This is a genomic window from Clostridium acetobutylicum ATCC 824, from assembly GCF_000008765.1.
Lineage (GTDB): Bacteria > Bacillota > Clostridia > Clostridiales > Clostridiaceae > Clostridium_S > Clostridium_S acetobutylicum.
On record NC_003030.1, the window covers coordinates 480,951 to 494,435 of the forward strand.

Annotated in this window: 12 protein-coding genes; 10 read left to right on the forward strand and 2 right to left on the reverse strand. The window is 30.2% G+C overall.

From position 1 onward, the window contains the following. The first annotated feature begins 165 nt into the window (after positions 1–165). The 3 genes from CA_RS02320 (at position 166) to CA_RS02330 (ending at position 3,167) form a co-directional block, all read left to right on the forward strand. Complete coding sequence (locus CA_RS02320; protein WP_010963737.1) at positions 166–1,476, forward strand: tetratricopeptide repeat protein; 1,311 nt, start codon at positions 166–168, stop codon at positions 1,474–1,476. Positions 1,477–1,499: 23 nt separating this feature from the next. After that, positions 1,500–2,630, forward strand: coding sequence for a tetratricopeptide repeat protein (locus CA_RS02325; RefSeq protein ID WP_010963738.1), 1,131 nt, complete (start codon positions 1,500–1,502; stop codon positions 2,628–2,630). A 198-nt stretch (positions 2,631–2,828) separates the two neighbouring features. Continuing rightward, positions 2,829–3,167, forward strand: a complete 339-nt coding sequence (locus CA_RS02330) for an arsenate reductase family protein (protein ID WP_010963739.1) — start codon at positions 2,829–2,831, stop codon at positions 3,165–3,167. A 78-nt stretch (positions 3,168–3,245) separates the two neighbouring features. Here the strand turns inward: CA_RS02330 and CA_RS02335 are convergent, their stop codons facing one another. After that, positions 3,246–3,896 carry an HAD family hydrolase gene (locus tag CA_RS02335; protein ID WP_010963740.1) on the reverse strand — a complete coding sequence of 217 codons (651 nt, stop codon included), beginning with the start codon at positions 3,894–3,896 and terminating at the stop codon, positions 3,246–3,248. A 166-nt stretch (positions 3,897–4,062) separates the two neighbouring features. Between CA_RS02335 and CA_RS02340 the strand changes: the two genes are divergently transcribed. Both CA_RS02340 and CA_RS02350 read left to right on the forward strand, forming a co-directional pair. Next, complete coding sequence (locus CA_RS02340; RefSeq protein WP_010963741.1) at positions 4,063–5,178, forward strand: hypothetical protein; 1,116 nt, start codon at positions 4,063–4,065, stop codon at positions 5,176–5,178. A gap of 197 nt (positions 5,179–5,375) precedes the next feature. Continuing rightward, positions 5,376–6,206, forward strand: a complete 831-nt coding sequence (locus tag CA_RS02350; RefSeq protein WP_010963742.1) for a CPBP family intramembrane glutamic endopeptidase — start codon at positions 5,376–5,378, stop codon at positions 6,204–6,206. A gap of 57 nt (positions 6,207–6,263) precedes the next feature. Here CA_RS02350 and CA_RS02355 read toward each other — a convergent pair whose 3' ends face one another. Continuing rightward, on the reverse strand, positions 6,264–6,812 hold the full coding sequence (locus tag CA_RS02355) for an ECF transporter S component (RefSeq protein WP_010963743.1): 549 nt from the start codon (positions 6,810–6,812) through the stop codon (positions 6,264–6,266). A gap of 275 nt (positions 6,813–7,087) precedes the next feature. Between CA_RS02355 and licT the strand changes: the two genes are divergently transcribed. The 5 genes from licT (at position 7,088) to CA_RS02380 (ending at position 13,406) form a co-directional block, all read left to right on the forward strand. After that, positions 7,088–7,936, forward strand: coding sequence for a BglG family transcription antiterminator LicT (licT, locus tag CA_RS02360; protein WP_010963744.1), 849 nt, complete (start codon positions 7,088–7,090; stop codon positions 7,934–7,936). Positions 7,937–8,076: 140 nt separating this feature from the next. Then, on the forward strand, positions 8,077–9,960 hold the full coding sequence (locus CA_RS02365; protein WP_010963745.1) for a sucrose-specific PTS transporter subunit IIBC: 1,884 nt from the start codon (positions 8,077–8,079) through the stop codon (positions 9,958–9,960). A gap of 75 nt (positions 9,961–10,035) precedes the next feature. After that, a complete protein-coding gene (locus CA_RS02370) occupies positions 10,036–10,986 on the forward strand; it encodes a carbohydrate kinase family protein (protein ID WP_010963746.1) in 951 nt (316 codons plus the stop codon). Beyond that, positions 10,987–12,459, forward strand: coding sequence for a sucrose-6-phosphate hydrolase (locus tag CA_RS02375; RefSeq protein ID WP_010963747.1), 1,473 nt, complete (start codon positions 10,987–10,989; stop codon positions 12,457–12,459). Positions 12,460–12,539: 80 nt separating this feature from the next. Beyond that, positions 12,540–13,406, forward strand: a complete 867-nt coding sequence (locus tag CA_RS02380; RefSeq protein WP_010963748.1) for an AraC family transcriptional regulator — start codon at positions 12,540–12,542, stop codon at positions 13,404–13,406. The last annotated feature ends 79 nt before the right edge of the window (positions 13,407–13,485 follow it).

The following is a 13,485-nucleotide window of genomic DNA, read 5'->3' on the forward strand; positions in this document are numbered from 1 at the left end:
TCGAAACGGAAGTAGAGGTAAAGACTTTATTTACAACTAAATACTATATAAAAATATAAATAAGATTGACAAAATAGATACATAAGGTGCGTGTTTAAACTAAGTTTTATTTAAGGAGCCCGTAGCTTTTTAGATAAAAATAAAAGTTAATTGAGGTGTTTATACATGAAAGAAATTGGGATAAATAAAGAGGATAGATATACCGAGCTTGCAAATAACCTTAAATTAATGGGAAAGTACGATGAGGCTGTAGAATATTATAGGAAAGCGCTGGAGGTTGACGGAGATAATTTTGAGGCGTATGCTAATCTTGGAGATTTGCTTGATAAAACTAATAAATGGGAAGAAGCATGTGAGGTTTACGGAAAGGCAATAGAGCTTCAACCAGAAAATGAAGTGATTTTAAATGAAAGAGGAAATATGTTCTTTAAGCTTCAGAAGTATCCAGAAGCACTTAAATGTTATAGTAAGGCTATATACTTTAATTATAAGTTTGTAGTGCCATATCATAATAAGGGCTTAGTATACGAAATTTTTAGTGAATTTGATCAAGCTATGAAATGCTATAAATTATCCATTGATATTGATCCTAATTATAAAGAAGCATATGTTTCAAAAGCACGTTTAGAAAAAAAATTAGGAAAATATGAAGATGCATTAGAAACATATAATAAGCTTGAAAATTTAGAGAAGAATAATAACAAGATACTTTTAGATATGATAAAGATTAATATCGATATGAAGAATTACAAAGAAGCATTAAGTGAAGTAGAAAAGTTAATAAAAATATATCCGGAAGAGTCATCAGGATATTATATTAAAGGAGTTCTAGTAAATTATTTAGGTAAGAGCGAGGAATCTTTGAAGTTCATAAATAAAGCTTTAAGATTAGACACTAAAAATCCTAAAATTTATTATGAAAAAGCTCTTATTTATAGTAATATAAAAAAGTATGATAAAGCACTAGAATTTTTAGAAGAAACTATAAGTATAGATCCAGATTACTATGAAGCTTATATTTTAAGAATTGATATTTTAATGAAAACAGGAAAATACAGTGAAGCCGTATACTATTGTAGAACACTTATAAATAGAGATAATACGAAGATGTATTCAGCATATGGTAAAGCTCCATATAGAATGTATTTAGCATATAAGGCAATGGGTAAAAAGAAAGATGCCGATGAAATATGTAAATATGCAATTAAATATTATGATGAAATTATAGAGCTAAGTGGCTTTGTACCTGAATTTTATGTGATTAAGGGAATATTACTTACACATTTTGACAGATACAATGAAGCTAAAGAATGTTATGATTATGCTCTAGCTTTAGATTCTAAATATGCCGAAGCGTATTACTATCGTTCAAAATATTATGAAGCTCAAGGTATGAAGCTAGAAGCAGAAAAAGATATGAAAAAATGTGTTGAACTTGATAAAAGCTATGAAAGTTATGAGGAAAATATAAATTAGGTATATTTGTTGAGGTGTTTATAATGGCAAATGAAAATTTGGATAACGCGGAAAAATACAAGAAAATGGCACTAAATTTAAATCTTGTTGACAAACATGATTTAGCAATAGAATACTTCAAAAAATCTTTGGAATATAAGAAAGATGATTTTGGCGTACTTATAAATATTGCAGCAAATTACACTGTTTTAAAACAATATGAAAAAGCAATAGAGTATTATGAGAGGTCACTTAAAATTGCTCCAAATGATGAATTTGCTATGAGCGAAATAGGAAATCTTTTATTTCTTAAGGAAGACTTTAAAGGAGCAGCAAAGCAGTTTGATAATATTGTAAAGAATAATAAAGACAATAAAACAGCTCTGTATAATAAAGGGATTTCCCTTGAAAGAGCTGGGGAATACTTGGAGGCAATTGAATGTTATGATTTGCTTATAAAACTAGATAATAAGTATATGGATGCTTATTATTCCAAAGCAAGAGTACAGGAGGAAATTGGAAAACACAAAGAAGCTATAAGCACATATATTGCAATTGCAAATTTGAAAAAGGATGATGGAGAACCGTACCTAAGAATTTCTAGTATTTATAATAGAATAGGCTTTTATGACAAAGCTCTTATCTATATAGAAAAATTACTAGAAGTTGATCCAGAAAGAGTAATAGGATATGTAGACAAAGCGCTTATTCTTATAAGTACTGAAAGATATAACGATGCATTAGAATGGATTAATAGGGCTATTAAGATGGAAAATAGAGACCCTGAGATTTATACTATAAAGGGTAATTTATATAGAAAGATAAAACAGTATGATGAAGCTATAAAATGGTATGATGAAGCAATTAAAGTAGATAAAAGCTTTTTTAAGTCATACATATTTAAGGCTGAAGTTCTTCTTGAGATTAAAGCTTATGATGAGGCGATTGAAACATATAAATATTTGATGGAAAACGACAAATCTAAGCTTTACTCATCCTTTTCCAAGGCCCCATACAAATTGGTTTTACTTTATAAAAAACTAGGTGATTATGATGAAGTTAAAGCCATGGGGGAAAAGGCTATAAAATATTATGAGGAACTTATTAGCATAGCTAAGGAAAATAATGAGTTTGTAGGCATAGTTGAGAACATTAAAGAACTCATGAAATTTTAGGACTTAAAACTAAATGTAAATAATTAACACAATGTAGACACTGGAAATAATGAATTGTTTATACAAATTTATTAGTTAATTAGCATAGAAAAGTTAAGATAGTCAAGGCAAGATTTAAATTTTATAAATCTTGCCTTTTTAATTTTTATATGCTTAAATTATAATAAATTAACACTTAAAGCAGAGAGGAACTAATAAATGAATATTCAAATTTTTGGTACTAAAAAGTGTTTTGATACAAAAAAAGCCGAGAGATACTTTAAAGAGAGAAAAATAAAATATCAGTTTATAGATTTAAAGGAAAAGGGATTAAGTAAGGGGGAATTAAATAGCGTTAAAGCCTCTGTAGGTTTAGACAATTTGATAAATGCTAAAGCAAAAAAATATAAAGCCCTAAATCTTGATAAGATTAGAACTGCATCAGTAAAGGAAGAAATATTATTGGATAATCCAGAGGTTTATGTAACTCCTATAGTTAGAAACGGAAAAAATGCTACAGTAGGTTATAAACCAGAGGTATGGAAGGAATGGTCGTAGGGGCCTTGATAGGATAATATATTAAAAAGTAGTGAAGAAACGATTATAGATTAGGCCTCTTCACTATTTTTTTATACATTATCTTAATTCAAGTATTTTCTTATGAAGCTCGTCTACACTGTTTACAATATAATTAGCTCCTGCATTTTTTAGCTCTTCATAGGAACCAAAACCATAAGTAACGCCTATAGAGGGTAAATTATTTTTTAAAGCACCTATAACATCATATTCCCTATCACCAATCATTATTGCATCGTCGCTTTTTATATTAAGACTTTCCATAGCATATCTTATTACGTCCTCTTTTGTACTTAGTTTACCGTCAAGAGAACTTCCGACTATAGCATCAAAATAGAAAGCTAATTTAAAGTGTTCAAGTATTTGTTTTGAAAATACAGTGGGCTTTGAGGTTGCAACAACTAAATGAAAACCATAATCTTTTAAAGAGCTAAGTAGAGCTTCAATTCCATCGTAAACCTTGTTTTCAAACATTCCTTTAGCTTTAAAGTAATCTCTATAATAATCAATTGCGACAGTTGCAGTTTCCTCATCAAAATTATAGTATTCCATAAAAGATGTTTTAAGTGGTGGTCCTACGAATTTATTAAGAGAAGATAAATCTTCCACTTGTATATCAAATTTATTCAGGGAATACTTAACTGACTTTGTTATTCCCTCGGCGGAGTCGGTTAAAGTTCCATCTAAATCAAATAGTACATAGTTATACAATTAAAAAACCTCCTGTTTTGTTGTATAATTTATAATGGAACTAATAAGAAATTTGGGGTATTTATATTTCTTATTAGCAATATTGTAAATGCATGTTTTAGGGATTAGTTAATTTAAATATATTATAACATCATTAAAATGAAAAGGGAAAGTTGAGGATAAATAGGTGAAAAAGAGGATAAATGCTATAATAACAATTTTGGCTTTTATATTTTTAGGACTATATGTTTCTAAATGGAGTATTATAAATGAAATTAAATTATTTTTGTACATTCTTGTTTCTTTCGTAGTTTGCATAATACTTCAAGAAATTAGTTTTATTTTAATTGGTCAGATATATGGGATAGTGTCTCATGTTATATGTATTGGACCTTTTGCCATTTTTAAGCGTAATGGCAAGTTAAAGGTTAAATTTAAAATGAGGGCATATTCCGGTTTTTTGGGAAATATACAAGGAGTACATATTCCAGATATAAAATCTAAAGAGGAATTTGAAAGAGTTAAAAAGAACTTAAAAATAGTACTATGCGCGGGATTTTTTGCTGACATAATTATTGTAATAGTTGCACTTATTTTGATTTTTACAGCAGCTTTTAAAAATCATGATTTTAAAATGTTTTTGATTATATCAATTATTATGGCAGAACTTTTAGGCTTTATTTCTGTTTTTGGAGGCAGTGTAAAGAGTGCTTTAAATATGAAAAAATCTTCAGAAGAGGAAGTTCTACAGGACCTATTACTTCTAGGTATATTTTATGAGGGGACTAAAGAAGCACATCGTTTTAGTTATCTAATTGAAAGGTACCTTGTTCTCGGAGAGAATATTAAAGTTAGAAACTATAGTGATGATGAAATGCTTAAAAATATATCCTATGTGTCTGAACTTATATATATGCGTCTAGGGGGCATTGTAAATAAGGTTCCATCAAATATTATGAAATTTATACAGAATATAATTAAGAAGAAAGAACAATTTGTGGGGAAACCAAGGTTTTCTAGAAGAGTCTTAAATCTTGTATATAGGTATATATTGTATCTTGCAGTGGTAGACAATAATAATAAAGATGCACTTGAGTTATATAATTATTTTGCAAAGTTTTTATATTATAATGATAAGAGGAAAAATTATACTAAAGTATTTATAGAGCACATACTTGGAATCGAAGATAATTATGAGTATCTAATGGATGCAAATAATCTTATAAAAAGCAAAGGTGGAATGTGGTTTGGTTATGGTATACACGAAGTAGATGTCCATATGATTAATCTAAAAAATAGTTAAGTGGTGATAATTTGTGAAAGAAAATATAAATATATTGATAGAACACGAAATGGAAATAACACAGGCCTTGGATTAACAATAGCTAAAGAACTAGTAGAGCAAATGGGACACAACATATTTCAGGAATTTAGAGCTGGAAAACTTAATATAATTATTAAATGGGGTTACTAATTGTGTTAGATAAGGAGAAAGTATTTATGAATAAGAAATTGAGTTTTGGTCAAAGGTATTCAAAGCTTAGAAGTGGTTACAAAATTGTGATTTGTTTTTTACTCATCATGATAGCAATTATTCTTTTTGAGATATTGACGCATGGGTATAAAAGAAATTATGGAGGACAGTATCCACAAGAAGTAGCATTTATTTTAATTCCAATTATATTATGGAAGTATGTTGAAAAAAAATCTCTTCAAAGTATGGGATTTACTAAGGGAAAGGGTTCAATATTAAGTTTTGTATTAGGCCTGGTTTTTGGAGCAGTTTCTATGACTGCTGTTTTTATTCTACTATTGGCTACTAGGAACGCTGTGTTTTTAGGAAATATAATAAATCCTAATATTACCAATCAAACATTAAAGGATTTAATATTATTTATTTTAGTGGGGTTTGCTGAAGAGATTTTTTTAAGGGGATATTGTTTAAGAAGTATTTCGGAAAGGAATAAAAAAATTACAGCGGCAATAATAACATCTTTGTTATTTTCGGTACTTCATGCATTAAACCCAAATGTGACAGCTGTGTTTTTTGTTAATGTAGTTTTAATAGGAATGCTTTTTTCATACATGACTTTTAAATTTAATATATGGCTTCCAATAGGTTTCCATATTATGTGGGATTATTTTGAAGGTAACGTATGGGGATTTCCGGATAGTGGTATGATAGTTAAGGGAATTTACAACATAAAGATTTTAGGCAGCAATGTTATTAATGGTGGCTTAGTAGGACCAGAAGGAGGACTAATAGTAACGTTTATTACGTTAGTTGGATTTCTTATTATATTTTTATCAAAGAATAATAAAGCTGCGTAATAAAAAATGACGTTAAAAGTATATAACGTCATTTTTATAGTTAAATAAATAGATAATTTAATTTTGATCTAAAATTTTGTTTTTTCGTAAAATACTTATTATAATTACTGCTATGAGGCCTCCAATTAAGCCGGTTATTAACTGAGGAATAGTCATAGACTTAAGTAAAAGTTTGTTAAATAGATGACCTTTGTTTCCACTAGGTACAATATGTAACATACCTACTAACTTTGTAGCTGATACATCTAAAAATGCAAACTTTAGAATAGCAGCAACTATAATTCCTATATAGCTTAAAATTATGTCTTTATTCTTAAGTAATCCGAAGCAAAGAATATAAATAGCATTTCCTATCATTACAAAAGGAATAAAAGGTCCGAGCATTGGATTTAGCTGTCCTAGTAAGGAGGCTAAAAGAGGTGTAAATACTCCCACCATTACTCCTAGACCAGTTCCACAAATGAAAGCAGATAATATTAATATGGCATTTACAGCAGGTCCAACAAATACCTGACTATCTGGAAAGTTTTTACCTATAAATTGAAATACAATTGCAATTGCAAGAAGTAGAGCTGCTCTTGCTAGTTTTTTAGTATCATGACTCATATAAATCCTCCTATAATAAATATTATATAATAATTAATATTCAGAATTATGTCCTATATAATTATAACAATTAGTAAAGCTTTTTTCAAAATAAATATAATTTTCTTGTTGACAAAAATTTATGAAAATGTTATCATTAGTTCATAGTATTGAATACAGGGATTGTTACTGTTAAGCAGGCAAAACCCAGATTAAAGTAAATGAAGTAATCATATCGTTTATTTTAATTTGGGTTTTTATTTATTGGTGTCTTTTTAATAATGGAGTGATATCATATGGTTATAAAAAAAATACTAAATAATAGTGCAGTTACGACAATAGATGATGCTACAAGAATTGAAAAAGTCATTATGGGAAAAGGAATCGCTTTTCAAAAGAAACCAGGAGATATACTAAACGAAGAAAAAATAGAAAAAATCTTCTCCATAGAAAACCAAAATGAAAATTTAAAGTTTCAAAGCCTTATTAGCGAAATACCAATAGAGCACATTAAAGTATCAGAAAACATCATAAGTTATGCAAAAAGAAAGCTTGATGTAAAATTTGACGAGCATATATATATATCACTTACAGACCATCTATCTTTTGCATTTAGGAGATATAGTAAGGGTATAAAAATAAAGAATAATATGTTATGGGACATAAAGAGAATTTATAAAAAAGAGTATAACATAGGTATGTGGGCTGTTGAGTATATAAAAGGTGAGCTTGGCATAAAAATGGACGAAGATGAGGCTGGTTTTATAGCACTTCACATAATAGATGCTTCACTAAATGAATCGATGGATAATACTATCAATATAACTGAGATAATAGATGGCATTTTGAACATAATAAAGTATTTCTTTTCTATAGAATTTAATGAAGATGATATGTCTTATGATAGGTTATTAACTCATTTGAAGTATTTTGCCCAAAGAGTTGTTTCTAGAAAAAATGCAATAGATGAAGAAGAAAAGAGTTTTCTTGAAATTGTAAAAACAAATTATAAAGAAGCATATAGATGTGTAGGTAAAATTAAAAGTTTTATAGAGAAAAACTATGATTACGAGGTTAAGGGAGGAGAGATCGTTTATCTTACCCTTCATGTACAAAGAGTTATATCAAGTTTAAGAGATAAGTAAATTTAATATCGAGGATTGTTACTTTTTAGAATTTATTTCTGTTAAGGCAATACCTAAATTAAGTGGTTTAGTTGAGCCATTTAGTTTAGGTATTTTTTTTGTAAATTTAAGATAAAACATAAAATTAGGAGGGAAAATATATGGATTATAACAAAACAGCAAAAGATATACTAAAGCTTTTGGGTGGAGAAAAAAATGTTATGAGTGCAGCTCATTGTGCTACAAGACTTAGACTTGTATTAAAAAATGAAAAAGAAGCTAGGACTAAGGAAATAGAAAAGCTAGATGGGGTTAAGGGAGTATTTTCTAGTTCAGGTCAATATCAAATAATAATAGGTCAAGGAAGCGTTAATAAGGTATACAAAGCTTTTGTTGAAGGTACAGGTATATCAGAGTCAAGTTTAAGCGATACAAAAAAAGCAGCTATGAAAAACATGAATTTATTTGAGAGATTTGCCAGAATGCTTTCAAACATATTTGTACCAATTATACCAGCTATAGTTGCAAGTGGTCTTTTAATGGGTTTACTTGGAATGCTAGATGCTTTTCATTTAGTAAATTCTAAAAGTGGTTTGTATGTTATTTTAAATATGTTTTCAAATGCAGCGTTTCAATTTTTACCGATGATAATTGCATTTAGTGCGGCAAGAGAATTTAAAACAAACCCATATTTAGCTGCAGCACTAGGTGCTATAATGATACATCCAGATCTTCAAAATGCTTGGACATTAGGAGAAGGTATTAAGCATACAATAAATATTTTTGGACTTAACATAGGAATGGTTGGTTATCAAGGAACAGTACTGCCTATACTTATATCTGTATGGGTTATGAGTTACATTGAAAAAGGACTTAGAAAAATAGTTCCAGAAGCATTAGATATTTTATTAACTCCGTTTTTAACTTTAATGATAACAGGCTTCTTTGCAATGGTTGTTATAGGACCAGGAGGAAGATTTGTAGGTGATGAGATATCATTAGGACTTCAAACTTTATATAATACAACGGGTTTCTTCTCAGGAGTATTATTTGGTGGACTATATTCATTAATTGTTATAACTGGAATTCATCACAGTTTTCATGCTATTGAGGCAGGACTTCTTGCAAACCCTGCAATACACAAGAACTTCCTTTTACCAATATGGTCTATGGCAAATGTAGCTCAAGGAGGAGCTGCTCTTGCAGTTTACTTTAAAACTAGAGATAAGAAAATGAAATCAATAGCAGCACCAGCGTCCTTCTCTTGCCTTTTAGGTATAACAGAGCCAGCAATTTTTGGTGTTAACCTTAGATATACTAAGCCTTTTATTGCAGGAGCACTAGGAGGAGCAATAGGCGGAGGTTATATAGTATTCACTAAAGTAGCAATGACAGCTGTTGGCGTAACAGGAATACCAGGTATTGCAATAGTAAAACAAGGTTCTTTCTTAAATTATATTATAGCCATGATTTTAGCTTTTGGTGGAGCGTTTATAATAGCTATGGTTCTTGGAATAAAGGAAGAAATTACAGAAGAGGATTTAAACAAGGAAACTGTTAATAAAGATATAAAAGTAGAAGAGGTAGAAAGTGTAGTATCACCTGTTAATGGAAAAGTAGTTTTACTTAAAAATGTTCCAGATAAGACTTTTGCAGAAGGTTTAATTGGCGATGGAATTGGAGTAGATCCAGAGGATGGAGAAGTTGTTTCACCAATAGATGGAACTGTGGTTCATGTATTTGAAACTAAGCATGCTATTGCTATGAAAAGTAAAAATGGAGTTGAAATGCTTATTCATATAGGTATAGATACTGTTAAGATGGAAGGTAACGGGTTTAAGAGCTTTATTAACGATGGTGAAGAGGTTAAAAAAGGTGATAAATTAATTCAGTTTGATCTTGATTTAGTAAAGGAGAAGGCTGTATCACCAATAGTGCTAACCATAGTGACAAATCATGAGGATATGGGATTTGTAAATAGCGAAAAAATAGATGGAAAACAATTAAGACAGAAGGACGAAATTTTAAAGATTGGAATAAAGTAAATATTCTTAAAGGGTACACCACAAATTAAATTGTTGTGGTGTACTTTAATAAATATTTGAGAGGAGTATTAAGATATGAATAATGTTTTATGTATAGGAGAACTTTTAATCGATTTTATATGTTCTGATATAGATACAACTCTTTCTAAAGGAGAAAACTTTAAGAAGAAGGCAGGAGGGGCACCTGCAAATGTAACGGCAGCAATTTCAAAGCTTGGAGGAAGTGCGTCTTTTTTAGGTAAGGTTGGGAATGATCCCTTTGGACATTTTTTGAAAGAGACTTTAGATGAAGTTAAGGTAGATACATCAATGCTTATTATGGATAACAACTCAAGTACTACTCTTGCATTTGTGTCACTTCAGGCAAATGGTGAAAGAGATTTTGTCTTTAATAGGGGAGCAGATGGTCTTTTAAGATATGATGAAATAAATTTAGATAAAGTTTACTCAAATAAAATAATTCACTTTGGTTCCGCAACTGCTTTATTAGGTGGAGAAATGACAGACACTTACTTAAAGATAATGGAGGAAGCGAAGAAAAGGGGAATAATTATATCCTTTGATCCAAACTACAGAGATAATCTTTGGGAAAACAGAACAGAAGAGTTTATAGCTATTTCACGTAAGTGCATTGAACTTGCTGATTTTGTGAAATTAAGTGACGAGGAATTAAAAATTATATCTGGAGAGAAAAATATAAAAAATGGAGTAAAGCTTTTAGCTTCAAATAACAAGGTTATTGCTGTAACTTTAGGAAAAGAGGGTACTATGATTTCAAATGGAGAAGAAGTTGAAATCATAGAGAGTATAAAAATAAAATCTATAGATTCTACCGGAGCAGGAGATGCATTTGTGGGAGCATTTCTTTATAAATTGTCAGAGGCATTAGAGGCAAGAGATATTTTAAGTGACTTTAATAAAATCAAGGAAAATGTTCGCTTTGCAAATAAGGTTGGTGCAATTGTGTGTACAAAGCTTGGTGCTATAAGTTCTCTTCCTAGTTTAAGTGAAGTTGAAGGTGATTAGATGAATAGCTTGGAATTTATAAAGAAGGTAAGTTACATTGAAGAAAAATATAGGGATAAAGTAGAGAAGGATTATTACAGACAAAATTATCATCTTATGCCTAAGGTGGGTTTTATGAACGATCCTAACGGATTAATAGAGATAAATGGTGAGTATCATGTGTTTTATCAGTATAATCCTTTTTATCCAGATGAAAAACATGTTTGTTGGGGGCACTTTAGAAGCAAGGATTTAATTACATGGGAGTGTTTGCCGGTAGCTTTAAGCCCTCTAGAATGGTATGACAGTCATGGTTGCTACTCAGGGAGTGCTGTGAATAAGGGTGGAAAGCTTGTTTTAATGTATACTGGAAATGTAAAAGATAGTAAGGGGGAAAGGGAAACCTACCAGTGTCTTGCAGAAAGCAGCGATGGTGTTGAGTTTAAGAAGCCTTATATCAATCCAGTAATAAAAAATCAGCATGAAGGCTATACTAGGCATTTTAGAGATCCAAAGGTTTGGAAACATAATGATAAATGGTATATGGTGCTAGGGGCTCAAAGAGAAGAAGAAAAAGGAAGTACTGTTTTATACTGCTCTGATGATTTACAAAATTGGAGTATAGTTCATGAAATATTGGGCTCTAATTTAAGTAAATTTGATTTTCTAGGGTATATGTGGGAATGCCCTAATTTATTTACTTTAGATAATAAGGATGTTTTATTATTTTGTCCACAGGGAGTGGATAAACAAGGGGATTTATATAATAATATATATCAATGTGGATACGTTTTAGGAAGTCTTAATTATGAGACAGGAGAGTTTTCTTGTGGTGATTTTTTAGAATTAGATCGTGGTTTCGAATTTTATGCACCTCAAGTGATGAAGACTAGTGATGGAAGAACACTTCTTTTAGGTTGGATGGGGTTGCCTGACAGAGAAGTTAGTCCAACAATTGATAATAGATGGCTTCATTGTTTGACTATTATAAGAGAGCTTAAAATGAAAGACAACAAAGTAGTGCAAAAACCTTTAAGAGAGCTAAAAAGGCTAAGAAAAGGAAAGGTTGAGTACAAGAATAAAATAATAAAGGATACTGAAACAAAACTAGATGGTATAAATGGAGATAGTTTTGAACTCAAATGCAAATTTGAATTTGATAAGGTTAATCAATTTGGAATAAAAATGAGGTATAATAGTCATAAAGATGAAGAAATTTTGATGTTTTATGATGCTATAAATGAAAAAATAGTTTTTGATAGAAGCAAGGATGGATTTCATAAAGAAGCTGATGCAGAAAGAAAATGCTTTATAAAAAATAATGGCAAAGTAAAAATGCACATATTTATGGACAAATCTTCTGTTGAAATATTTATAAATGATGGTGAAGAGACTTTTACTTCAAGAATATATCCAAGTAAAGATAGCAAAGATATTGTATTTTATTCAAAGGGTGGAGAAGTTAGACTTAGTGTAGATCACTGGCAAATATAATATACTATCAGCATAAAGCAATATAAGACAGGATAAATTACTGGATATTTCCTATAATTATGTTGAAAGGAAGATGGTATATGAACTGGATAGGCGATATGAATAATGCACTTAGATATGTTGAGGAAAACCTCGAAAGAAATATTGAATCAGGAGAAGTGGCAAATGCTGCTCATATGTCAAAGTTTTATTTTTTAAGGATATTTAAAATTTTGACAGGGATGACCCTCGGGGACTATATAAGAGAAAGAAAGCTAAGCTTAGCAACTAAGGATATAGTGTCCACTAATCAAAAAATAATAGATATATCCTATAAATATGGGTATGAGACGCCGGAAGCCTTTACAAAGGCATTTAAAAGACTTAATGGAATATCGCCAACAGAGGCTAGAAAAAGTAAAAATAATTTGAAAGCTATACCACCGCTATCCTTTCAAGTAATTGTAAAGGGAGAAGAAAACATGAATTATAAGATTGAAACTAAAAAAAGCTTTAAAATAGCGGGGGTTTCTAAGAGAATCTCCACTAAAGAAGGTAACAACTTTAAGATAATACCTGAGTTTTGGGATGAGGTAAAAAAAAGTGGACAGTGTGAAATTATTGAAAAAAACGCAGGAAAGTTAGGTGTCATGGGAGTCTGCACTAATTTTGATTGTGAGTATCAAGAGTTTGATTATCTAATAGCAGTTGAAGGAGATAAGATAGAGGGTTTAGATAATTATGTAGTTATTGAAGTGCCTGAATTATCATTTGCAGTATTTGAAAGTATAGGACCAATGCCTGATGCCCTTCAAGATGTAACCAGAAGGATATTTTCAGAGTGGTTTCCAGCTACAAAGTATGAAGAAGCAGAAGGACCTGAAATTGAAGTTTATCTTCCAGGAAATCCACAGGATAAAGATTATAGAGCAGAAATATGGGTTCCGGTGGTAGAAAAAAGAAAATAGTAATAAAAAAGTTCACAGGTGGATTAAAGTCCTATTTGTGGGCTTTTTTTTATATTTTAACATCGTCTTAACTTTAGAC